General features: G+C 58.0%; 22 protein-coding genes and 2 riboswitches. Of the genes, 4 read left to right on the forward strand and 18 right to left on the reverse strand.

Annotation, left to right across the window (positions count from 1 at the left end):
• Positions 1-33 precede the first annotated feature (33 nt).
• The 18 genes from HYN24_RS08320 to rfbD all read right to left on the reverse strand — a co-directional run bounded on the left by HYN24_RS08320 (position 34) and on the right by rfbD (position 18,874).
• Positions 34-2,850, reverse strand: coding sequence for an EAL domain-containing protein (locus HYN24_RS08320; RefSeq protein ID WP_117608816.1), 2,817 nt, complete (start codon positions 2,848-2,850; stop codon positions 34-36).
• A gap of 191 nt (positions 2,851-3,041) precedes the next feature.
• Positions 3,042-3,812 carry an RNA methyltransferase gene (locus HYN24_RS08325; RefSeq protein WP_117608817.1) on the reverse strand — a complete coding sequence of 257 codons (771 nt, stop codon included), beginning with the start codon at positions 3,810-3,812 and terminating at the stop codon, positions 3,042-3,044.
• On the reverse strand, positions 3,809-4,399 hold the full coding sequence (gene rnhB / locus HYN24_RS08330; RefSeq protein ID WP_117608818.1) for a ribonuclease HII: 591 nt from the start codon (positions 4,397-4,399) through the stop codon (positions 3,809-3,811). Before rnhB ends, HYN24_RS08325 begins: the two co-directional genes overlap by 4 nt.
• Positions 4,387-5,535 (reverse strand): lipid-A-disaccharide synthase, encoded by a 1,149-nt coding sequence (gene lpxB / locus HYN24_RS08335; protein WP_117608819.1) that lies wholly within the window; start codon positions 5,533-5,535, stop codon positions 4,387-4,389. Before lpxB ends, rnhB begins: the two co-directional genes overlap by 13 nt.
• Position 5,536: 1 nt before the next feature.
• On the reverse strand, positions 5,537-6,307 hold the full coding sequence (gene lpxA, locus HYN24_RS08340; protein ID WP_117608820.1) for an acyl-ACP--UDP-N-acetylglucosamine O-acyltransferase: 771 nt from the start codon (positions 6,305-6,307) through the stop codon (positions 5,537-5,539).
• 1 nt (position 6,308) lies between these two features.
• Positions 6,309-6,743 carry a 3-hydroxyacyl-ACP dehydratase FabZ gene (fabZ, locus tag HYN24_RS08345; RefSeq protein WP_117608821.1) on the reverse strand — a complete coding sequence of 145 codons (435 nt, stop codon included), beginning with the start codon at positions 6,741-6,743 and terminating at the stop codon, positions 6,309-6,311.
• Between the two features lie 4 nt (positions 6,744-6,747).
• Complete coding sequence (gene lpxD / locus HYN24_RS08350) at positions 6,748-7,794, reverse strand: UDP-3-O-(3-hydroxymyristoyl)glucosamine N-acyltransferase (RefSeq protein ID WP_117608822.1); 1,047 nt, start codon at positions 7,792-7,794, stop codon at positions 6,748-6,750.
• Position 7,795: 1 nt separating this feature from the next.
• A complete protein-coding gene (locus HYN24_RS08355; protein WP_117608823.1) occupies positions 7,796-8,299 on the reverse strand; it encodes an OmpH family outer membrane protein in 504 nt (167 codons plus the stop codon).
• Between the two features lie 15 nt (positions 8,300-8,314).
• A complete protein-coding gene (gene bamA, locus HYN24_RS08360; protein WP_117608824.1) occupies positions 8,315-10,597 on the reverse strand; it encodes an outer membrane protein assembly factor BamA in 2,283 nt (760 codons plus the stop codon).
• 3 nt (positions 10,598-10,600) lie between these two features.
• Positions 10,601-11,968, reverse strand: coding sequence for an RIP metalloprotease RseP (gene rseP, locus HYN24_RS08365; RefSeq protein WP_117608825.1), 1,368 nt, complete (start codon positions 11,966-11,968; stop codon positions 10,601-10,603).
• Positions 11,965-13,182 carry a 1-deoxy-D-xylulose-5-phosphate reductoisomerase gene (gene ispC / locus HYN24_RS08370; protein WP_371413207.1) on the reverse strand — a complete coding sequence of 406 codons (1,218 nt, stop codon included), beginning with the start codon at positions 13,180-13,182 and terminating at the stop codon, positions 11,965-11,967. Before ispC ends, rseP begins: the two co-directional genes overlap by 4 nt.
• A complete protein-coding gene (locus HYN24_RS08375; protein WP_117608827.1) occupies positions 13,158-13,988 on the reverse strand; it encodes a phosphatidate cytidylyltransferase in 831 nt (276 codons plus the stop codon). Before HYN24_RS08375 ends, ispC begins: the two co-directional genes overlap by 25 nt.
• On the reverse strand, positions 13,981-14,742 hold the full coding sequence (uppS, locus tag HYN24_RS08380; protein ID WP_117608828.1) for a polyprenyl diphosphate synthase: 762 nt from the start codon (positions 14,740-14,742) through the stop codon (positions 13,981-13,983). The genes HYN24_RS08375 and uppS overlap by 8 nt, the downstream gene beginning before the upstream one ends.
• Before the next feature lie 27 nt (positions 14,743-14,769).
• The gene (frr, locus tag HYN24_RS08385; RefSeq protein WP_117608829.1) at positions 14,770-15,327 is read right to left on the reverse strand and encodes a ribosome recycling factor; all 558 of its coding nucleotides are present in this window, start codon (positions 15,325-15,327) and stop codon (positions 14,770-14,772) included.
• Between the two features lie 13 nt (positions 15,328-15,340).
• A complete protein-coding gene (pyrH, locus tag HYN24_RS08390; protein ID WP_117608830.1) occupies positions 15,341-16,057 on the reverse strand; it encodes a UMP kinase in 717 nt (238 codons plus the stop codon).
• Positions 16,058-16,072: 15 nt separating this feature from the next.
• Positions 16,073-16,972, reverse strand: a complete 900-nt coding sequence (gene tsf / locus HYN24_RS08395) for a translation elongation factor Ts (RefSeq protein ID WP_117608831.1) — start codon at positions 16,970-16,972, stop codon at positions 16,073-16,075.
• Positions 16,973-17,027: 55 nt separating this feature from the next.
• Positions 17,028-17,774 (reverse strand): 30S ribosomal protein S2, encoded by a 747-nt coding sequence (gene rpsB, locus HYN24_RS08400; protein ID WP_117608832.1) that lies wholly within the window; start codon positions 17,772-17,774, stop codon positions 17,028-17,030.
• Between the two features lie 188 nt (positions 17,775-17,962).
• Complete coding sequence (rfbD, locus tag HYN24_RS08405; RefSeq protein ID WP_117608833.1) at positions 17,963-18,874, reverse strand: dTDP-4-dehydrorhamnose reductase; 912 nt, start codon at positions 18,872-18,874, stop codon at positions 17,963-17,965.
• Between the two features lie 114 nt (positions 18,875-18,988).
• Here rfbD and map point away from each other — a divergent pair, with 114 nt between their 5' ends.
• The 4 genes from map to gcvH all read left to right on the forward strand — a co-directional run bounded on the left by map (position 18,989) and on the right by gcvH (position 24,194).
• Entirely contained in the window at positions 18,989-19,789 is an 801-nt protein-coding gene (gene map / locus HYN24_RS08410) for a type I methionyl aminopeptidase (protein ID WP_117608834.1), read from the forward strand.
• Positions 19,789-22,347: a [protein-PII] uridylyltransferase gene (locus HYN24_RS08415; protein ID WP_117608835.1), complete on the forward strand. Its 2,559-nt coding sequence runs from the start codon at positions 19,789-19,791 to the stop codon at positions 22,345-22,347. The genes map and HYN24_RS08415 overlap by 1 nt, the downstream gene beginning before the upstream one ends.
• An 88-nt stretch (positions 22,348-22,435) precedes the next feature.
• Positions 22,436-22,524, forward strand: a riboswitch (glycine riboswitch).
• 11 nt (positions 22,525-22,535) lie between these two features.
• Positions 22,536-22,615, forward strand: a riboswitch (glycine riboswitch).
• Positions 22,616-22,692: 77 nt separating this feature from the next.
• Complete coding sequence (gene gcvT / locus HYN24_RS08420) at positions 22,693-23,784, forward strand: glycine cleavage system aminomethyltransferase GcvT (RefSeq protein ID WP_117608836.1); 1,092 nt, start codon at positions 22,693-22,695, stop codon at positions 23,782-23,784.
• A gap of 23 nt (positions 23,785-23,807) precedes the next feature.
• The gene (gene gcvH, locus HYN24_RS08425; protein WP_117608837.1) at positions 23,808-24,194 is read left to right on the forward strand and encodes a glycine cleavage system protein GcvH; all 387 of its coding nucleotides are present in this window, start codon (positions 23,808-23,810) and stop codon (positions 24,192-24,194) included.
• The last annotated feature ends 12 nt before the right edge of the window (positions 24,195-24,206 follow it).

Consider the following 24,206-nt stretch of genomic DNA (forward strand, 5'->3'; position numbering starts at 1 on the left):
AAACACCAGCCGGCAAAACAGTAAAACGGAGATTTACAGTTTCCCCCGTATAACGAGGGCCTCAAAGTCATCAAGTGGCAGAGGACGGCTAAACAGGTAGCCCTGCAGAAAATCGCAGTGATGCACGGTATTCAGCAAGTAGCGCTGGGCTTCTGTCTCAACCCCTTCGGCTACGACCTTGAGCCTGAGGTTGTGCGCCATGCTGATGGTCGCCCCACAGATCGCTGCTGCGTTATCGCTCGATTCTATGTTCATCACAAAAGAGCGGTCGATTTTGAGCTGGTCCAGCGGCAGTCGGCTCAAGTAAGACAGCGACGAATAGCCAGTCCCGAAGTCATCCAGGGAGAAGGTAACGCCGGCTGCCCGCAAGGCATTCATCTTGATGATCACCTCATCAACACTTGAGACGAGAAGGCTTTCGGTCAGTTCGAGTTTCAGGCGCAGGGGGTTTGCTCCGGTCCGTTCCAGTATCGCCAGAACCTGCTCGACAAAATCCGCCTGATGGAATTGCCTCGCACTGACATTGACGGCAATGCTCAAGGCTTCGGTTTCGCTACGCCTGGCCCATACAACCAGCTGGGTGCAAGCCATTTCAAGGACCCAGCGACCCAACGGCAGAATCAATCCAGTCTCCTCCGACAGCGGGATGAACTCGGCCGGAGAGACCATGCCGCCCTCGGGAGGCAGCCAGCGAACCAGAACTTCAGCACCAACGATACGGCCCTCGCGTGAAACTTGAGCCTGATAATGAAGGATAAACTGCTCTTCCTGGATGGCCCGACGAAGACTTTTCTCGAGAGCGGCCCTTTCAGTCGCAGCTGTCTGCATGGTCTGATCAAAGAAATGAAGCGCATTGCGCCCTCGATCCTTGGATTTATACATGGCCAGATCTGCTTGCTTCAACAGGTCATCTATTGATGTCTCATGCCCCCGAAACAGGGTTGCCCCGATACTTGCCGTTGTATGGTGTTCCACATCACCCAATTGAAATTTGTCTTTGAGTGCGAGAAGAATCTTTGTCCCGACGATTTCCACCTGTTTTGCTGCATCTTGTGCCCTACCGCTCAGCCCGCCGAGGATGACGACAAACTCATCCCCACCCAGACGTGCAACGGTATCGCCTTCGCGAATGCTTTTGGCAAGTCTCTGCGCCACCTGAGCAAGCAACAGGTCACCACGATGATGTCCCAGTGAGTCGTTCAACATCTTGAAATGGTCAAGGTCAATCAACAACACCGCTCCTGACTCGCCATTACGGTGACTGACGGTCATCGTCTGGGTCAGCCGATCTGCCAACAAGGTTCGGTTCGGGAGATGGGTCAGCGGATCAAAGAAAGCCAGCTCATTGATTCTCTCTTCTGCCTTTTTGCGCTCCGAAATATCGTAGTGGGTGCCGATGTAATTGGTGACAACACCGTTCTTGTCCTTGACTGCCGAGATATTGAGCCAATTTGGATACAGCTCACCATTTTTGCGCCTTCCCCAGATTTCCCCCTGCCATCCGCCGGTCCGATTTATTATTTCCCACATATTCCGAAAAAAATCGGCATCGTTACGCTCCGACTTGAGTATCCGCGGCGTTTGCCCAACAACCTCATCGGAGGAATATCCGGTCAGTTCTGTAAAGGCCCGGTTCACGCGCAGAATGACATTTTGTGAATCAGTAATCATCATGCCTTCTCTCGACTCGAACGCTGCCGCTGCTATACGCAGATCCCTTTCCGTCTGCTTCTGCTCGGTAACATCGGTGTAAACCCAGATCGATAGTCCGGCCATGACGGATTGAGAATCAAGCGGCTGGCCGGACTGAATAACCCAGAATCGGCCCCCATCCTTTCTGCACATCTCCACCTCGAAATTGGCAAATCCCTTGGCAGCCATCTGGCCATAGCCAATTTCCCCAGCCATTTCAAATTGCCTGGTGTCCGAATAAAAAATTTCCGTACTCGACCCTTCGTAGTCCTTGGGATTGGCGAATCCAAACATATTCGCTATGTGCTGATTGCTCTTGATGATGCGGCGATTCTTCAAGAGCAGTATCCCGGCATGGGCATTATCAAAGATCAGTTCCTGCTCTTTCAGCAGGTCCTGTATGCGACCTTCGCTTTCTAGCAAGGCCTGGGTACGTTCCGCCACACGCTGGTCAAGTTCGCGATTCGTCTCTTCAAGCAAGGCCTCCTGGGTGCTCAGTGCGGCCTGTGCATGGCGAACCACCAACAAAAGGGTGACATACAGCCCCCCCAGTACAACACAAACAATCGCGCCAATTCGCCATATTGAACGATCGATTTTGGACACCAGCGGAGTCACATCGAGATAGACCTCAAAGACCGCAACGACACCAGACTCATCGCGAACAGGGATATAGCTTGAGAGCAGGTCGACATCGCTCAGGATCCCTTCGGTGGCACTAAACTGATCACGATGAACCAGTTCACTGACTGACTCGCCACTACTGGCCGAGATAAACCCCGGGTTGCCACTCTTGTCATCCCCGATCTGTGTCGCCTCGGTGGAAAATACGGTAATTCCCTGCAGGTTGTAGATCTTGATCTTGGCTAGTTCGGAACCTCGAATCAGTTCGCTGACTTTCAAGTGCAGCGCCCTGATTTGACCTGAGTTCTGCAATTCCGATCGTGGCTTCCCGGCTGAATGAGCAATTAATACATCGACATCACGCGCCAGCAACTTATATAAAAATTGCGTCAATGCAATATTCTGGTTCTCAGCCAAATGCTCAACCTGAACAATCTCCTGCTGACGTACCAGGACTCCCAGAAGGCCGCCAGCCAGAACGATAAGGATCAGTGATATGAGCGAGAAATAGCGGGTCAGTGCGAATGCACGCATGTTTATCCCTTGTTTCCAGTGGAAACAATTACACCTGAAAAGGATGTATTGTGCCAACAATCAGAACAAGGTAAAAAATCACAAACCACACCAGACAAGGCAGACTCGGATATGAGCAATCAGTTATCTAACGCCCATTCTGTAGGCATCGCGCTTCATAGCCCAGCTACTGAAGCAACAGTCGGCATAGCCTAGGCGGATCTGCGCCGAACCATCTCGAACAGGCAAACGGCCGCAGCGGCAGCAACATTGAGGGACTCTACCGCACCAGGCATCGGGATCTTGACGCGCTGACCGGCTGCCGCGATCAGTTCGGCGCGCACGCCCTGCCCTTCGGCACCAAATACCCAGGCGATTGCCCCCGTAAGTTGGGCTGAGTAAAGCGACGTTGCGCCATCCAGACAAGTGACAGCCGAGGTGCCCTCGTAGTTGGCCATGAAGGTGGTCAGATCGACGTCTTCATGGATACTCAAGGCAAAGTGGGCACCCTGCCCGGCCCGCAGGACCTTGGGCGACCAGGCCGAGGCACAACCCGGCGCGAGCAATGCCTGCTTGATACCGGCAGCGGCGGCCGTGCGCAGCAGGGTGCCGACATTGCCGGGGTCCTGTATGCCATCGAGCAGGATTGCGTCGCTTTTGCGGTCTGGTGCAGCTGTTGCAGCCGGAGTCTTGACCAGCGCCAGCAAGCCACTTGGGGTATCAACCAGGCCGAGGTCACGCATCAGGCTATCGGCCAGCTGCACGGTTTGCCGCTTGTCGACAAAGCGGGCAATTTCGCCGCCGGCCTGCGCCGATTCGGCAACGATCAGCGTCTCAACCGGCCCGAAAGCAGCTTCATAGGCTTCGACCAGATGCACGCCATCGAGCAGGGTCTGCCCGGTTTTTCGGCGCTCGCGTCCGGATTCGGCCAGTCGCTTGAGCGACTTGAAAAACGCGTTGTCGCGAGACTGGATAAGTTTCATAGCAAGGAAAGCTGCTTTGCCACCGGACCAAAACTGCGTCGGTGTACCGGTGACGCGCCGTGTTCCTCAAGGGCTTGAAAATGCGCCGCCGTCGGGTAGCCCATATGCCGGTCGAAGCCATACATCGGGTATTGCGCGTGCAAGGTCAGCATTTCGGCATCGCGCACTGTCTTGGCGAGAATCGAGGCAGCGGCGATCGAGGCGATCTTGCCGTCGCCCTTGACCACGGCCTCGCAGGGAATATCGAGTTTCGGGCAGCGGTTGCCATCGACCATGGCGGCGCTTGGCTGCACGCCCAAGGCGGAAACGGCGCGCTGCATGGCGAGCATGGTGGCGTGCAAAATGTTGAGGCGGTCGATCTCTTCGACCGAGGCCGAGGCTACGGCCCAGGCCACGGCGCGTTCACGGATCAGGACGGCAAGCCCATCACGTCTTTTTTCACTGAGTTTTTTCGAGTCGTTGAGACCGGGAATCGGACGCAGCGGGTCGAGAATTACCGCAGCTGCGACCACCGTGCCGGCCAGCGGACCACGGCCAGCCTCGTCGATACCGCAGACGAGGCCTTCGGGGACGATCAGTTCAGGCATTCAATGACCGCATTGGCGGCCTTTTCTGCCGTGTTCTGGCGCAATTGCAGATGCATTTCGGTAAACGCCTCCTCGACCGCTTCGGCATTTTCCTTGTCTTCGTACAGCTTGACGAGGGCCTCGGCGAGATTCTCTGGGGTAGCGTCGTCCTGCAGAATTTCCGGCACCACGTAGCGCCCGGCCAGGACATTGGGGAGTCCGACGTAAGGCAGATAGGCCATGCGCTTCATGAGCCAGTAGGAGAACTTGGCGATCTTGTAGGTAATCACCATCGGCCGCTTGATCAGGGCAGCCTCCAGCGTCGCTGTACCACTGGCAACCAGCGAAACATCGGCGGCGCCAAGTGCATCCTGAGCGTGACCAAAGAGCAGACGGAACGGAACATCGCTGGCCTGCTGACGATAAATCGCCGCTTCGAACTGGAGCCGCGTTTCTCGGGTGGCCAACGGCACAACGAAAATGGCATTGGGCAGATAGCGTTCGCAGATCAGCTTGGCGGTCTGCACGAAGGTATCGGCCATCATCGCCAATTCGCCCTGGCGGCTCCCCGGCAGCATCCCGAAAATCGGGTAATCGCGCGGCAGGGCGAGCTTTTCACGGACCGCCTGCTTGCTGGTCTGCAAGGGAATGATGTCAGCCAGCGGATGCCCGACATAAGTGACCGGGATGTGCTCTTTTTCGTAGAGCGGCGGTTCCATCGGGAACAGAGCGAGGACACGGTGCACAGCGCGGGCAATCTTCTTGATGCGCCCGCCGCGCCAGGCCCAGATCGACGGGCTGACGTAATGGATGGTCTTGACGCCGGCTGACTTGAGGCTGGTTTCGAGACCCAGGTTGAAATCAGGCGCATCGACCCCGATGAAAATATCGGGCTGGATATCGAGCAGGCGCTTTTTGAGCTGGCGGCGAATCCCGGATATTTCCCGGTAATGCTTGAGGGCATCGACATAGCCCATGACCGACAGCTTTTCCATCGGCCACCAGGCATCAAAGCCATGCGACTCCATGCGCGGCCCACCGATGCCGAAAAACACGGCATCCGGCAAACGCTCTTTTAAGGCAGCAATGAGGTGGCTGGCCAGGAGATCCCCGGAAGGTTCCCCCGCCACCATGGCAATCCGAACGGCGCGACCCATATCAGCGAATAATGCCTCGCTTGGAAACCGCCAGGAAGTCGACGAAACGCTGAACGTCCGGCTGGGTCTTGGCATCTTCGGTCAGCTTGGTCTTGGCCTCTTCAAGCAGCAGACCAGATTTGTATAGCGTACGGTAAGCGCGCTTGAGCGAAGTGATCGACTCGGCTGTAAAACCACGTCGTTTGAGGCCTTCGACATTGATACCGTAAGGCGTCGCCGTATTGCCGGCAGCCATCAGGTAAGGTGGCACATCCTGGAGGATCACCGTGCTGACGGCCGTCATGACGTGCGCACCGATGCGGCAGAACTGATGCACCCCGGTAAAACCGCCAAGAATGGCCCAGTCATCGACCACGACATGGCCGGCCAGCGAGGCGTTATTGGCAAAAGTAACCTTGTTGCCAACCTGGCAATCATGGGCGATATGCACATAGGCCATGATCCAGTTGTCATCGCCGATACGCGTCACCCCGGCATCCTGAACGGTACCGAGATTGAAGGTACAGAACTCGCGGATGACGTTGCGGTCGCCGATTTCCAGACGTGTCGGTTCACCGGCGTATTTCTTGTCCTGCGGCACTTCACCGAGTGAGCAGAACTGAAAAATCCGGTTGTCGCGACCAATGCGGGTGTGACCACGAATCACGGTATGCGGGCCAATGACCGTGTTGTCACCGATCTCGACATGCGGGCCAATGATGGAATAGGGGCCGATCTCGACGTTGGCACCAATTTTGGCACCCGGATCGACAATGGCAGTTGAATGAATCATCTTACAGATTCCGCTGAGCACACATCAGGCGTGCGCTCGCTGCCAGCTGATCATCAACACGGGCCTCTGCCTTGAATTTCCAGACACCCCGCATCTGGCGCTCAATCTCGACATGCAAATGCAACTGGTCGCCCGGCATCACCGGCTTCTTGAAACGGGCTTCGTCAATACCGGCAAAGTAGAACACCGTATCGGCCGACGGCTTCTCGGCCATCGACTTGAAGGAGAGGATTCCAGCAGCCTGGGCCAGCGCTTCCATGATCAGCACGCCCGGCATCACCGGATGATGCGGGAAATGGCCCATAAAAAACGGCTCGTTGATCGTCACATTTTTGTAGGCGTGGATCGTTTTGCCCAGTTCAATTTCTACCACACGGTCGACCAGCAGGAACGGATAGCGGTGCGGCAGGTGCTCCATGATTGCTTGAATATCCATTTAATCAACCCTCTATGTGTTTTTCTTTAAGTTGTTTCTCAAGTTCTGAAACGCGGTCTGCGAGCTTTGACAACCGGCGGATATGCGACGCATTTCGCATCCAGTGCTCATAGCTATCCAGCGGGAAAACGCTGGCATAGACCCCACCCGGCTCAAGGATACTGCGCATGACGGTCGATGCACCGGAAATCGTGGTGTTGGGAGCCAGGCTCAAATGACCGCTGATCATCGAAGCACCGCCGAGAATGCAGTGCTCACCCAGGGTCGTGCTGCCAGCCATGCCGGTACACCCGGCTATCACGGAATAGGGACCGATATTGCAGTTATGACCGATCATGACCAGATTATCGATCTTGCAGCCATCACCAATGATCGTATCGTCCAGCGCACCGCGGTCGATGGTGGTATTGGCGCCTATTTCGACATCGTCGCCGATGACCACGGCACCAACCTGGGGAATCTTGACCCACTCCTTGCCATCCGGCGCAAAGCCAAAACCATCCGCACCGATCACCACACCGGAATGCAGAATCGCCTGCTTGCCAATCCGGCAGCCATGATAGACGTTCACATTGGGATAAAGAACGCTACCTTCGCCGACCACAGCGCCATCACCGATGACGCACCCGGCATGGATGCGGCACCCTTCGCCGATACTGACATTTTTACCGATGCAGACATGCGGCCCGATGAAAACAGATGCCGGAACAGTTGACTCGATGACGGCTGTCGGATGTATGCCGGCAATCTCCACCGCCGACGGATTGAGCAAGGCGGCCACCCGTGCATAATAGGCATAAGGATTGGCCGTCACGATGCGCGGCCCGGCGAATCCTTCAGCCGCATCCGGCGCCAGAATGACGGCGGAAGCACCGGTCGACTGCAACTGATTGCGATACTTACGGTTGGCCAGGAAGGCAATATCGCCCTCGCCGGCCGAAGCCAGGGTCGCCACCTGAGAAATGCGCGTTTGCCCGTCGCCAAGCACATCGCCGCCCAATTGGGCGGCGATGTCGGCAAGCGTATAAGACGTCTCACCCAAACCGGACATATTACTTACCTTCCGACAAAGCCTTGATGACACGCTCCGTGATATCCAGACGGGGACTGACCCAGACAACGTCCTGAAGGATCAGGTCATACTTTTCATTTTCGGCAATCTGTTTGATGGCCTTGTTGGCTTTTTCAATGACTGCTGCATTTTCTTCGTTCTGGCGCAGGTTCAGGTCTTCGCGGAATTCACGCTGACGACGCTGGAATTCGCGCGAAATTTCGCCGAATTCCTTTTCCTTCGTCCGGCGTTCACTTTCCGCCATGGTGACTGAATTCTTTTCCAGATTTTCCTGCAGGCCCTGCAACTGCTTGGCCATGCGCTGAAGATCCTGGTCGCGCTTGGCAAATTCGCCTTCCAGCTTCTTGGCCGCCTTCTGGGCCGCCGGCGCATCACGGAAGATGCGCTGCGTATTGACGTAACCCACCTTCAACTCGGCCGCAACCGCGCCGGTCACAAACAGGGCAGATAACAACGAGGCGAGAACTACGGACTTGATTTTCAACTTAAAACTCCTGAATTAGAACGTGGTACCCATCTGGAACTGGAAGGTTTCGGACTTGTCATCTACCTGCTTGTTAAGCGGCCGACCAATACTGAATTTTAGCGGCCCAATCGGCGAAATCCACGAAGCAGACAAACCGGTCGAGTACCGAAGACCGCCCGCTGCACTCATACCCTTATCGCCATACACCTGACCGGCGTCAAAGAACCAGCCCATACGGAAGCTCTTCTCCATGCCCGGGATCCCCCAGAGCAGTTCGGCATTGCCGATGACGCGGCGATTGCCACCTAGGCGGTACTGGTTATTCGGATCAGTGGTATCGACTGGGCCAAGGCTGGATGCCTTGTAGCCCCTCACTGAACCGATACCGCCCGCATAGAAATTCTTGAAAAACGGCAGACCTGAATCGCCATAACCAGCTGCGTAGCCGATTTCACCATTCAGCATCAGCGTAAACCGCTGATTGAGCGGAATGAAATGCTGCAACTGGTAGGTTGCGCGGTAATAGGTCAGATCGCCACCAGGCAACGCCACTTCAAGGGCAGCCTTCTGGAAGGTACCACGGGTCGGGAAGAAATAGCTGTCCTTGCCGTCGCTGGCCCAGCTCAGGGTCAGCGGGATCGACAGGTTAGTCGCGCCAAAATCCCTAACGTAATTTTTATAGTATTGCGGACTTGAATCGTAGGTCGTAATCGTCGTCGAATCGACCCCAAGCCCCAACCCAATCGACTCTTTCTCGCCAATCGGGAAGCCAAAGCGCAGACCACCACCATAAGACGACGAGCTGTAGGCGGCAATCGCCGTCGAGGTCGTGTTGAAGGTCCGCTGATAGAGGTCGAAGCCCTGGCTCACACCATCCGGCGTGAAATACGGATTTGTGTACGAGAACACGTAGGTCCGGTAGGTCTTAGCCGAATTGACCTGGATGGAGACGTTATTGCCGCTACCCATGAAGTTGTTCTGGGCGATCGAGCCGGACAGGATAACCTTGTCGGTGCTGGACGTACCGACACCCAGCATCAGGTTGCCGGTTGGCTTCTCGGTCACATTGACATTCACATCCAGTTGGTCGGCCGTACCCGGCACAGCGGGGGTCTCAACGGTGACATCGCCAAAATATCCGAGTCGGTCAACGCGCTGCTTCGAATTGGTGACCTTTTCAGCGTCGTACCAACCACCTTCCATCTGGCGCATTTCCCGGCGGATGACTTCATCACGGGTCTTGGTATTGCCGGTCACGTTCAGGCGACGCACGTAAACCCGCTTGCCCGGATCGACGAAGATGGTGAACGCCACCTTGCGCTTGTCCTTGTCGATTTCCGGCGCGGCATTGACGTTGGCAAAGGCATAGCCTTCCTTGCCGAGGCGGTCGCTGATGGCCTTGGTCGTTTCATTGAGCTTTTCACGCGAGAAGACATCGCCCGGCTTGACCGTCACCAGCTTTTTTAATTCGTCTTCAGAAATCGTGAATTCGCCCGCCATTTTCACCGACGAGACCTGATACCGCTCGCCTTCGATCACGTTGGCGGTGATGTATACATCCTGCTTGTCCGGCGAGATGGAAACCTGTGTCGACTCGACGGCAAACTCCAGGTAGCCCTGATTCATGTAAAAGGACTTGAGCTTCTCCAGATCGGCCGACAGTTTCTGCCGGGAATACTGGTCGTTCTTGCTGTACCAGGTCAACAGACCCGGCGTCGTCAGCTCAAACTGGCTGAGCAGTTCCTTTTCGGAGAAGGCCTTGGTGCCAACCAGGTTGATCTGTTTGATCTTGGCGGCGACGCCTTCTTCGATGGTGAAATTGATGCCGACCCGATTGCGCTCGAGCGGCGTAACGGTCGTCGTGATATTGGCGGCATATTTGCCGCGCGTCAGATACTGACGCTTAAGTTCCTGCTCGGCTTTTTCCAGCAGCGCCCGGTCGAAGATACGACCATCGGCAATGCCGGTTTCCTTGAGGGCCTTGACGATGACATCCTTGTCGAACTCCTTGAGACCGACAAAATTGATCGTGGCGATGGCGGGGCGTTCCTGGACGACAACCACCATGACGTCCTTTTCGACCTCGATCCGCACATCCTTGAAGAAACCGGTAGCAAACAGTGCCTTGATCGACTGGGCGGCTTTTTCATCAGTCAGGGTTTCGCCGACCTTGACCGGCAGGTAGCCAAAGACCGTACCCGCCTCCGTGCGCTGAATGCCCTCGACCCGGATATCCTTGACGGCAAAAGGTTCGAAAGCCAGGGCAGAGGTTGAAAACATGCCGGCAATCAGAATGGACAACAGGGATTTTTTCATCGTTCAGCCATTAAACAGGCGGGTCAAGTCGTTAAAAAAGGCGAAAGCCATCAAGGCAAACAAAATGGACATGCCAACCTGCTGTCCAATTTCCATGGCGCGCTCGGAAAGCGGCCTGCGCCTGACGACTTCGATCATATGATACAACAAATGCCCACCATCCAGAACCGGTATGGGCAGCAGATTCAACACACCCAGACTGATACTGACCAGGGCCATGAACTTGAGGTAGTAATCGAGCCCGAGGCGTGCCGATTGCCCGGCGTAGTCGGCGATGGTCACCGGCCCGGAGAGGTTTTTCCAGGAAACCTCGCCAGTCAGCATTTTGCCCATCATCACGAGGCTGAATACCGACTTGTCCCAGGTTTCTTCAAGCGCCCTGCCCGCGGCCTCGATGATGCCGTAGCGGACAAAGGCTTTCACCTCGCGGGCCGGCTTCGGACCCGGGGCAACGGCAACCCCAATCTTGCCGACCGTCTGCCCACGCTCCAACACTGCATCAGGAACGACATCCACCGACAAGACTTCGCCCTGACGTTCGAATTCGATTCGGAGGGGCCTGCTGGCCGAATCACGAATGATCGTCACCAGGTCGTACCACGATGAAATTTCCTTGCCTGCAAGGGCCAGCACCCGGTCACCATTCTGTAATCCGGCCCGCTCGGCAACCCCGTTAGCCACCACCTTGCCGATCACCGGCGGCATTTCCGGACGATAGAAGCGGATGCCCAGGCGCTCCAGCGCATCCCCCTCCCAGCCCTGCTCACCAGCAGCTGACAGATAGAGCCGGCGGATGGAAATCTCGTCGCGCTCGTTGACCACTTCAAGCACAACGCTTTCGTGATCGACCGCCTTTTGCAGAATCATCCAGCGCAAATCGTCCCAGGTTGCCACCGGCTGACCGTCAAGCGACCTCACCAGTTCACCGTTACCGACCGCCGCCATGGCCGCCGGAGTGCCATTCGGGGGAGCGCCGAGCATCGGTAGCAACTCCTCGCTGCCATGCATGAAAACGCCCCAATAGATCAGGATGGCCAGGGCAAAATTAGCCAGCGGCCCAGCCGCCACGATGATGCTGCGCTTGCCGACACTCTGACGATTGAAGGCTCGATGGACTTCCTCCTCGGCTACCTTGCCTTCACGCTCGTCGAGCATTTTGACGTAGCCGCCGAGCGGAAAAATACTGATCGCCCACTCAGTCCGGTCTTGTCCCAGGCGCTTTTTCCACAGCATCCGCCCAAAGCCGACAGAGAAGCGAAGAACCTTGACGCCACAAAATCGCGCCGCCAGATAGTGACCCAATTCATGAACAACGATAAGGACACCGAGAACCACCAGAAAGGCGGCGAGGTAAAACGGGATGTTATTCACGTGAACCGGCGTTCCCTCACCATTTTATGGGCCAGTTGCCGCGCCTCAGCATCGGCTGCGAGGACATCGGCCAGACTCCCCTCCGGCCCCGCCGGCAAGGCTTGCAGCACGGCATCATTGAGCCGGGCAATGGCCAGGAAAGGCAATGCTCCGTCGAGGAAAGCGGCCACCGCGACTTCGTTTGCCGCGTTGAGGATGGCCGGTGCCGTTCCTCCTTCGCGCAAGACGTCATAGGCCAGTTGCAGGCATCGGAACCGTTCGAAATCGGGAGCGACGAAATCGAGACGGGCAATCTTGAATAGATCGAGCGGCTCGACACCAGCGGCAATACGCTCCGGCCAGGCCATGGCGTAGGCAATCGGGGTACGCATGTCGGGATTGCCCAACTGCGCCAGCACTGAACCATCAACGTACTGGACGGCCGAATGGATGACGCTCTGGGGATGGACAACGACCTGGATCATCTCCGGTGGTGCATCGAACAGCCAGCGGGCTTCGATGACTTCAAGGCCCTTGTTCATCATGGTCGCCGAGTCGACCGAGATCTTGCGCCCCATCACCCAGTTCGGGTGGGCACAGGCCTGATCCGGGGTCACGTGGGCCAGATCAGCCAAGGGCGTATTGCGGAACGGGCCACCGGACGCCGTCAGGAGAATTTTCTGAACGCCACACGGGGCGAGGCCGCGCGCGAAATCGGCGGGCAATGACTGGAAAATGGCGTTGTGTTCACTATCGACCGGCAGCAACGATGCACCATGTTCACGCACGGCATGCATGAACAGTTCGCCGGCCATCACCAGCACTTCCTTGTTGGCCAGCATAACTTTCTTGCCGGCGCGCGCCGCGGCCAAGGTCGGTTCAAGACCAGCGGCACCGACAATGGCGGCCATCACCGCATCGACGTCGGGTAGCGACGACAATTCAATCAGCGCTTCAATGCCATGCCGAATTTCCGTATCCACACCGGCAGTCCGGCAACGCTCGGCCAGTTGTGCCGCCAGCGAGGCATCGCGCAACACGGCAAAGCGCGGCCGGAATTCAACGCATTGCTCGAATAACTTGTCGATCTGGCTGTGGGCGCACAGGGCAAAGGCGCGATAGCGATCCGGATGACGCCGGATCACATCCAGCGTGCTGACGCCAATCGAGCCGGTCGAACCCAGTACGGTAATGTTCTGCACGGAAGCGTTCACCGAGCCGCGAAAAGCAGCCAAAGCAGCGCCACCACGGGCAGCGTCGAAGTCAGGCTGTCGATGCGATCAAGGACGCCACCATGGCCGGGCAGGATGTTGCTGCTGTCCTTGATACCGGACTTGCGCTTGAGCAGGGATTCGTAGAGGTCGCCAACGATACTGACCGCCGTCACCCCCAGCAGCGCAACAATCCATAAGGGCAGAGGCATCAATTCAAGGCCGAATAGCTGACGCACCACCAGGCCGTAAACGACTACGCCAATACCAGCCCCGATCGCCCCTTCCCAGGTTTTTCCCGGGCTGATGGTCGGTGCCAGCTTGTGCTTGCCGAAAGCCTTGCCGGAAAAATAGGCGGCGATATCGGCCATCCAGACGACGGCAAAAATACCGAGAAGCGCAGCCGCCCCAAGCAATCGCAGCTGGACCATGGCCAGCCAGGTCGGCAAGAGTACAACCGCACCAACCAGAAGGCCGCGCACGCCATCCAGCGACCACTTGTTTTTCAGCCAAAAGGGCATGACCAGGCACCAGAAAACGGCTGCCACGGCGTAGGTAATCAGCACCCATGGCTGGGCCGGTGCAGCGAGATCAGCCGCGCCGATGGCCTCCGGAGCCAGCACCCCAAGCACCACGCAGATGAGCCCAGTCGCAATACCGAGAACAATGCGCTGAACGCTCCTCCAGCCCAGTAGCGCCCCCCACTCCCAGGCAGCGACGCCGACGAAACCGGCGACCAGCAAGGCCCATCCAGCCTGCGATGAATAGAACAGACTGGGCAACAGCAACGCCATCAGGACCAGCGCCGTGATAACGCGCGTTTTAAGCATTCGGTTTTTCCACTAATTGTTCGCTTGTCCGGCCAAAGCGGCGTTCGCGCTGCTGAAACGAGAGGATGGCCTTGTCGAATTCAGCCGTGTCGAAATCCGGCCACAGGGTCGGCGTGAAATAGAGTTCGGTATAGGCCAGCTGCCAGAGCAGGAAATTGCTGATCCGCTCCTCGCCACCGGTGCGGATAAAAAGATCGGGTTCCGGCGCATACGCCATCGACAGGTGCGGCTCAAGATCGGCATCCTGCCAACCGTCGCGCTTGTCCGGCTGCGCCGCCAGCATGCGCTCGACGGCCTGCATGATGTCCCAGCGCCCGCCATAATTGGCGGCGATGGTGAGGTCAAGCAGGGTATTGCCGGCAGTCTTCGCCTCGGCCTGCCGGATCAGGTCCTGCAGACGCGGCTCGAAGCGTGACAAGTCGCCAATGACGCGCAGGCGAACGCCGTTGCGATCGAGCTTCTCCACTTCCTGCTCGAGCGCCTTGACGAAGAGTTGCATGAGGAGGGACACCTCGTCCTGCGGTCGCCGCCAGTTTTCGGACGAAAAGGCAAACAGGGTCAGATACTTGATGTCACGTTCGAGGCAGGCACGCACCATTTCGCGAACCAGCTCAACGCCTTTGACATGGCCGGCGACGCGCGGCAGGAAGCGCTTTTTTGCCCAGCGACCGTTTCCATCCATGATGACAGCGACGTGCCGTGGCACAGCCGCCGTTGGCGGAACCTGCCGAGTCGAACTGGAAAAGAGGGCCATGCCGCCGGGAATCCGAACGGAACCGGCTTAAACCTGCATCAGCTCGGCCTCTTTGGCAGCGAGCATCTTGTCGACTTCAACGATGTAGCGATCGGTCAGTTTCTGCACGTCGTCCTGTGCCTTGCGCTCGTCATCTTCCGGAATCTCGCCTTTTTTCAGGGCATCCTTGAGGTGACTGATGGCATCGCGACGCAGGTTGCGAATGGCGACCTTGACGCCCTCGCCTTCGGTCTTGACGATCTTGATCATTTCCTTGCGCCGCTCTTCGGTCAGGGCCGGCATCGGCACGCGAATAAGATCGCCCTGGGAAGCCGGATTGAGACCGAGGTCGCAATCGCGAATAGCTTTTTCAACTTTTTGCAGCATGGATTTTTCCCACGGCTGCACACCGATGGTACGGGCGTCCACCAGGGTCACATTGGCGACCTGGTTAACCGGCACCATGGAGCCGTAGTAATCCACCTGGACATGATCCAGCAAGCCGGTATGGGCGCGGCCGGTACGCACTTTCTGGAGATCAAGGCGCAGCGCTTCCAGCGACTTCTGCATCTTGGCTTCGGCAGTTTTCTTGAGTTCAGGAATCATTTCTTGTTCTCCCTCAGCAATAGACCAACGTACCTTCATCCTCACCGCAGACCACGCGCTTCAGCGCGCCGGCCTTGAAGATGGAAAAGACGTTGATCGGCAATTTCTGATCGCGACACAGGGCAAACGCCGTCGCATCCATGACCGCCAGATTCTTCGAGATCGCTTCGTTGAAGCTGATCTTGTCGTAGCGGGTGGCGAGCGGATCCTTCTTTGGATCAGCCGAATAGATACCGTCGACCTTGGTCGCCTTGAGAACGATCTCGGCGCCAATTTCCGAGCCGCGCAATGCTGCAGCGGTATCGGTGGTAAAGAAGGGGTTGCCGGTACCGGCACCAAAGATGACGACCTTGCCTTCTTCCAGATAGCGGATGGCCTTGCCGCGGATATACGGCTCGACAACCTGCTCAATATTGAGGGCCGACTGCACGCGGGCGTTGAGGCCACACTGGCGGAAGGCGTCGGACAGCGCCATGGCGTTCATCACCGTGGCCAGCATGCCCATGTAATCGGCCGTGGCGCGATCCATCCCGGTGGCCGTACCGGCCATGCCGCGAAAGATGTTGCCGCCGCCGATAACGACGCCGATTTCCACGCCCATGTCAGCGACCGCCTTGATCTCTCCGCAAATACCCGCGATGGTCTGCGGGTTGATGCCGTAGGCGTCATTGCCCATGAGGGCCTCGCCGGAGAGTTTCAGGAGAATGCGCTTGTACTTGGGGGCAGTCATCGGCGTTCCTTTCAATTACTTCTTGGCAGCAGCAGCGGCAGCCTGGGCAGCCACTTCGGCAGCGAAGTCGTCAACCTTCTTCTCGATGCCTTCACCAACCATGTACAGCGTGAAGGAAGCCACCGAAGCGCCCTTTTCCTTCAACAGTTGTTCAATGGTCTGCTTGCCATCGGCAGCCTTGACGAAGACCTGACCGAGCAGGGTGACGTCCTTCAGATACTTCTGGACGGTACCTTCGGCGATCTTTTCCAGCATGGCTTCCGGCTTGCCGGCTTCGCGGGCCTTTTCGATGGCGACGCGACGTTCCATGTCAAGCAGGTCGGCGGAAACGCCAGAGGCATCAAGCGACTTCGGCTTGGAGGCAGCGATGTGCATCGCCAGATCCTTGCCCAGTTGCTCGTCGCCACCCACCAGATCAACCATGACGCCAACCTTGGCACCACCATGGATGTAGGAAACCAGCTTGCCCTTGGCTTCAAAACGGACGAAGCGGCGGATCGACATGTTTTCACCGATCTTGCCAACCAGCGCGGCGCGGGTCGATTCGACCGTACCCTCACCCATCGGCAGAGCCGACAGGGCAGCGACGTCAGCCGGGTTCTTGTCGGCAACCAGCTTGGCCGAACCATTGGACAAAGCGATGAATTCATCGTTCTTGGCCACGAAGTCGGTTTCGCTGTTAACTTCGATGATGGCGCCCTGCTTGCCATCAGCGGAGATGCTGACGGCAACGATGCCTTCAGCGGCGATACGGGTTGCAGCCTTGCTCGCCTTGTTGCCGAGCTTGATGCGGAGGATTTCTTCAGCCTTGCCCATGTCGCCATCGGCTTCGGTCAGGGCCTTCTTGCATTCCATCATGGGCGCGTCGGTCTTGCCGCGCAGTTCTGCCACCATGCTTGCGGTAATTGCCGCCATATTTTTCTCCTGAGCTTTTAAAACAGGCGGAGCTTAACGCCCCGCCGTTACAACTTTATTCAGCTGCGTCGACCACTTCGACGAATTCGTCATCGCCACCGGCGGCAACGATTTCCTGCATGACCTGGTTGCGGCCTTCGAGGATGGCATCAGCCACACCGCGGGCGTACAACTGGATGGCACGGGAAGAGTCGTCGTTACCCGGGATGACGTAAGCAACGCCTTCCGGGGAGTGGTTGGTATCTACCACGCCGATGACCGGGATACCGAGCTTTTCGGCTTCGGTGATGGCAATCTTGTGATAACCGACGTCAACCACGAAGATGGCGTCCGGCAGGCCGGCCATTTCCTTGATGCCGCCGATGGACTTCTGGAGCTTTTCCAGTTCGCGACGGAAGGTCAGCGCTTCCTTCTTCGGCATCTTTTCGAGTTCGCCGGCTTCAACGGCAACTTCCATGTCCTTCAGACGCTTGATCGAGGTCTTGACGGTCTTGAAGTTGGTCAGCATGCCACCCAGCCAGCGCTGGTCGACGAACGGCGAGCTGGCGCGCAGCGCTTCTTCACCGATGATTTCGCGGGCCTGACGCTTGGTGCCAACGAAGAGCACGGAGCCGCGATTGGCCGACAGCTTCTTCACGAAGGCCATGGCTTCGTTGTACTTAGCCAGGGTCTTTTCGAGGTTGACGATGTGAATCTTGTTGCGGGCGCCGAAGATATACGGGGCCATCTTGGGGGACCAGAAACGGGTTTGGTGACCGAAGTGGACACCAGCCTCCAGCATTTCGCGCATGGTAACGGACATAGTAAAACTCCTTAAGGGTTGAACCTCCACCCGCCTGAAACGCCCGCCAGCATTGAATTCTGGCAGACACCCTTAATCGGCGGATGTGTGGATTTTGGTGGGCTGCACCGTGCAGACCACCGTTTTTTCAGCCATAACGGCTGAGAAAAACCTGCGGATTATAGCAGCAGAACAGGCGTTCCGGAAGCTCAATAACCGTTCTGTTTGAGGGCCAGCAACTGCAGCATGCGCTCCAGATAGGGTTGCCAGTCGGGCATCTGCAAGCCAAAATCCGTTTCCAGACGGCTGCAATCCAGACGCGAATTGGCCGGACGCCGGGCTGGCGTCGGATATTCCGCTGTCGTGATGGCCTTGATGGCATCGGCCTTCAGGCGCAGATCGAAGCCCGGCACCTGCCCGGCCTGCTCAACGATGGTCCGGGCGAACTCGCACCAACTGACCGGCCGCGCCGCAGCGAGGTGGTACAGGCGGCTCTCTCCATTTTCGAGCATCTGCCCCCGACGCGTCATGGCCAGGGCAATACCGCTCACCGTCGCGATGAGCGCCGCCGGTGTCGGCGATCCAACTTGGTCGGCAACGACATTGAGATTCTCCTTGTCACGTGCCAGACGCAGGATGGTTTTGACAAAATTACCGCCACGCGCGCCGAACACCCAACTCGTCCGAAAGATCAGCGACTTGCCGCCGGCGGCCCGGATTGCTTCCTCACCGGCCAGCTTGCTTCGGCCATAAACACTTTGCGGCGCGGTCGCATCGCTTTCGACATAAGGTGCTGCCTTGCTACCATCGTAGACATAATCAGTCGAGTAATGGATCAGCAAGGCACCCAGCGTCGCTGCCTCAGCCGCCAGAATGCCCGGTGCCTCGGCATTGATGCGGTACGCCAGTTCGGGCTCCGACTCCGCCTTGTCGACAGCGGTGTAAGCCGTGGCATTGACGATGACAGAAGGGCGAACCGACCGCAGCACGGAACGAATCTGCGCCGGATCGGCCAGATCGCACTGAGATCGCGCACAGGCCACCACGGGACCATGCGGCGCCAGCGAACGTTGCAGTTGCCAGCCAACCTGACCATCCTTGCCGAGCAGAAGTATTGTCATCTGTAAATCCGCGCTTCGAAAAAGCTGACAGTATGCCATTTCAGGCGCGCTCGGCTTTGCGAAACCCGCCCCATCATTTATCCTTATCCTTTGCCAACGCCCCACAGAGCAGCCATGAGCATCAGCATCAAGACCCCGGAAGAAATCGAAAAAATGAGAATCGCCGGGCGTCTGGCCGGAGAGGTCCTCGATTACATCGAGCCCTTCGTCAAGGCCGGCATCACCACCGACGAACTCGACAAGCTTTGCCACGACTACATGGTCAATGTCCAGGGCTGCATCCCCGCCCCGCTCAACTATGCACCGTCGGGTTACGATCCCTACCCCAAGTCGATCTGCACTTCGGTCAACCAACAGGTCTGCCACGGCGTCCCCGGCGAGCGCGTGCTGAAGATTGGCGACATCATCAATCTCGACATCACGACCATCAAGGACGGCTACCACGGCGACACCAGCCGCATGTTCGTCGTCGGCGAAGGCTCGATCCAGGCCAAGCGCCTGTGCGAAATCACCTTTGAATGCATGTGGCTGGGTATCTCGGTGGTCAAGCCCGGCGCTCATCTTGGCGACATCGGCGCGATCATCCAGAAATATGCAGAAAAGAATGGCTGCTCGGTCGTCCGTGAGTTTTGCGGCCACGGCATCGGCGCCAAATTTCACGAAGATCCGCAGGTCCTGCACTACGGCAAGGGCGGCACCGGTCCCAAGCTCGAACCGGGGATGATTTTCACCATCGAACCGATGATCAACGCCGGCAAGGCCGCCATCCGCGAAATGGCCGATGGCTGGACCATCGTCACCAAGGACCGCAGCCTCTCGGCGCAGTGGGAACATACCGTGCTGGTAACCGACACAGGCTATGAAATCATGACGCAATCTGCCGGTAGCCGCGCCAAACCTGACTGGATCAACTGATGTCCTGCGATGTCGCCGCCCTACGGGCTGAAGTCAAGGCTGGCTATAGCCGCCTCCAGCAAAACTATGAACAGACCGGCGACGCCGACGCCCTCCTCGTTGAGCGCTGCCAGCAAGTAGACAGCGTTCTCGAGCGCCTGTGGAAATCCTTCGACTTCCCGGCCACGCTGGCGCTTGCGGCGGTCGGCGGCTATGGTCGCGGTGAACTTTACCCGGCCTCCGACATCGACCTGCTGGTCTTGCTGCCACAGGAAGCAAACAGCGCCCTCCAGGAAAAACTGGAATGCCTGATCAGTTCATTCTGGGATATCGGACTGGAGATCGGCCACAGCGTCCGGACCATCCAGGACTGCCTGAATGAAGCCGCCAATGACATCACGGTGCAGACCGCTCTCCTCGAAGCTCGCCTGCTGACCGGCAATGGCAAGCTGTTTGCCACCTTCGAGAAGCGCCTGCGCGGCAATCTTGACCCGCTGGTCTTCTGCGAAGCCAAGCGCATCGAGCAACAGGAGCGATACCTTCGTTTCAACGAGACGCCCTACAGTCTCGAACCCAACTGCAAGGATTCCCCGGGTGGTCTGCGCGACTTTCAGGTCATTTTCTGGATTGCCAAGGCCGCCGGTTATGGATCAACCTGGGAAGAACTTCACGCCAACGGCATTATCACCACCGAAGGCATGACCCAGGCCAGGGAGTGTCAGGCATATCTGTCCCATCTGCGCATTCGCCTCCACCTCATGCTCGGACGGCGCGAAGATCGCCTGCTCTTCGACTACCAGAGCAATCTGGCCGCCAAATACGGCTTTGTCTCGAATGAGGCAAAACGCGCCTCCGAACAACTGATGCAGGTCTATTACCGCACAGCCAAAACGGTCTGCCTGCTCAACACCATCCTGCTGCAAAACATGGCAGCCGCACTGACGCCGGAAAACGAACTGACGCCCCAGCCGTTCGATGACCACTTCCAGACCGTCGGCAACCTGCTCGATATCCGCGACGAAGCCCTCTTCGAAAAGCAGCCGTCAGCCATCCTCGACAGCTTCCTAGTCATGCAGGAAACCCATGAACTGTCCGGCATGACGGCCCGCACCTTGCGCGCCCTGTGGCGGGCCCGGGAGCAGATAACCCCCGAATTCCGGGCCGATCCAGCCAACCGGGCGCTGTTCCTCAGGCTGCTGCAAAGCGAGCGCGGCATCATTCATGAATTCCGCCGGATGAACCAGCTCGACATCCTTGGCGCCTACCTGCCCAATTTCGGACGCATCGTCGGCCAGATGCAGCATGACCTGTTCCACGTCTACACCGTTGACCAGCACATCCTGCAAGTCCTGCGCAATATCCGCCGCTTCACGATGAGCGAGTTCGCCCACGAATATCCGCTCTGCTCGCGCATCGTCGCCGAACTCGAGCACCCCTGGCTGCTCTACATCGCCGCCCTTTTCCATGACATTGCCAAGGGTCGCGGCGGCGACCACTCGGCGCTCGGCACCGTCGACGCCGAGGAGTTTTGCCAGAATCATGGCTTGAGTGCTGAAGACACTGAGCTCGTGGTCTGGCTGGTGCGCAATCATCTCGTCATGTCACAAGTCGCCCAGAAGGAAGACCTCAGCGACCCCGATGTGATCGGCAACTTCGTCAAACTGGTTGGCGATGTTCGCCACCTGCAGTCGCTATATTTGCTGACCCACGCCGACATCCGGGGCACCAGCCCGAAGGTCTGGAACCACTGGAAAGGCAAACTGCTGGCCGACCTCTACTATCAGGCACTGGAACACCTCTCGAATGGCAATGCGCCGGCCGCGCACGGAGTAATCGCCGACCGCCAGAAAGAAGCGATGCGCCTGCTGCGCTTCTTCGCCCTCTCCGACACCGTGCACGAGCGCCTTTGGAAGCAGCTCGACACCGTTTATTTCCTGCGCCATTCGGCCGAGGAAATCGCCTGGCACACACGTTCGCTGCACTACCGGATCTACAACAACCAGCCGGTCGTCCGGGCCCGCCAATATCAGGAAGGCGACGGCCTCCAGGTCATGGTCTACACCCAGGACCAGCCCGATCTCTTCGCCCGCATCGTCGGCTTCTTCGCCCGCGCCGGCTACAGCATCGTCGACGCCAAGATCCACACCACGGCCCACGGCTACGCCCTCGACAGCTTTGTCGTGCTGGATGTTGAAAATCGTGACAACGACCGTGAAATGGTCGCCTACATCGAGCATGAACTGGAGCAGCGCCTGCTCCACCAGATGCCTCCCGATGTTCCCTCCTCCGGCCGACTGTCAAGACAGGTCAAACACTTCCCGATCAAGCCCGAAGTCGACATCCGGGGCGATGAAAAGGGCTCGCATTTCATTCTGACCATGGTCGCTGCCGACCGCCCCGGCCTCCTCTACACCGTCGCCAATACCCTGGCCGAGCATGGCGCCTATCTCCATACCGCCAAGATCACAACACTTGGCGAACGTGCGGAAGACGTTTTCCTGATCAGTGGCGGCGACCTGCGTGATACCGGCAAGCGCATCCGTCTTGAAACAGAATTGATGGAGCGGCTCAAGGTTTAACCGGCTTTTCGGCAGGCTGCACGGCACCGGGCAAACCCCTTGTGCAGTGCAGCAGGTTGCTCTGTCCGCCGCATCCCGTTATAGTGCCAGCCGTTCCGTGGGAGAGCGCAGATCCGTCTGCCGCCGAAGGCGCAATTTCACCCGAAAACGCTCAGGCAAAAGGACCGCGGAACCGAAATGGCTTGCCATTTTGAAACTCTGGAGAGCGGCGTCAACAGCGCCCACCGATGGGGCAAATCTCTCAGGTATCGAGGACAGAGGGGTGAAACGCAAGATGTGTATCTTTCGTTTCACCCCTTTTTCGTTTCTAGAACTGGCATTAACAAATGCCTGTAAAGGATTGATATGCTGAAGAAAACTGTTTTAAATTCTGCTCACCGTGCGATGAATGCCCGGATGGTCGATTTCGGCGGCTGGGACATGCCGGTGAACTACGGCTCGCAGATCGAAGAGCACAACGCCGTGCGCAACAACTGTGGCATGTTCGATGTCTCGCACATGTGCCCGGTCGATGTCGTCGGCGCTGATTGCCGCACCTTCCTCTCCCGCCTCGTCGCCAACGATGTCGCCAAGCTCAAGGTTTCCGGCAAGGCCCTTTACGCCGTCATGCTCAATGATGCCGGCGGGGTCATCGACGACCTGATCATCTATTTCCTGACCGACACCAGCTTCCGTATCGTCGTCAATGCTGGCACGGCCGACAAGGATCTGGCCTGGATGCAGGCCAAGGTCGCCGAATGGAAACTTGACGTAAGCATCACCCAGCGCCGTGACGGAACCAATAACCTCGGCATCATCGCCGTCCAGGGTCCGAATGCCCGCAGCAAGGTTTGGGAAGTCCTGCCCCAGGCCAAGACTGCGACCGAGGGCCTGAAAGCCTTCTTCGCCGCAGAAGTCGACCAGTACTTTATCGCCAGCACCGGCTACACCGGTGAGGACGGCTACGAAATCATGATGCCGGCCGAAGAAGCCGAAGCCCTGTGGAACAAGCTCAACGCTGCTGGCGTCGCACCCTGCGGCCTCGGCGCCCGCGACACGCTGCGCCTTGAAGCCGGCATGAACCTCTACGGCCAGGACATGGATGAGACGGTTTCGCCGCTCGACGCCGGTCTGGCCTGGACCGTTTCCCTCAATACCGAGCGCGACTTCGTCGGCAAGGCAGCCCTCATCGCCAACGGCCAGCAGAAACAATTCCTCGGCCTGATCCTCCTCGACAAGGGCGTCCTGCGCGGCCACCAGAAAGTCATGACCGCCCAGGGCGACGGTGAAATCACCTCCGGCAGCTTCTCGCCGACCCTGCAACAATCCATCGCCCTCGCCCGCCTGCCGCTCGGCGTCCAGATCGGCGACACGGTGGAAGTCGATATTCGTGGCAAGGCCCTCAAGGCCAAGGTCAGCAAACCCGTATTCGCCCGCAACGGCAAAGCAGTCATCTAAATCCCCCCATTCAGGAGAAACCCATGTCCAAAGTCCTCGCCAACCTCAAGTACGCCGCCTCCCACGAATGGATGCTGCTTAACGCTGACGGCTCCGTCACCGTCGGCATTACCGACCACGCCCAGGAAGCCCTCGGCGACCTCGTCTTCGTCGAACTGCCGGAAGTCGGCGCCCATTACGCCGCGGAAAAGGAAATCGCCGTTGTCGAATCGGTCAAGGCCGCAGCTGACGTCTATGCGCCGATCTCCGGCACCGTCACCGAAGTAAATCAGGCTGCCGCTGACGCCCCGGAATCGGTCAATCAGGATGCCTACGCCGCCTGGCTGTTCAAGATGACCCCGGACAACGTCGCCGACCTCGACAAGATGCTCGACGACGCCGCCTATCAGGCTGTTGCCGACGCCGCCTAAGCAAGGACTGCC

Source organism: Dechloromonas sp. HYN0024 (assembly GCF_003441615.1).
Classification (GTDB): Bacteria; Pseudomonadota; Gammaproteobacteria; order Burkholderiales; family Rhodocyclaceae; genus Azonexus.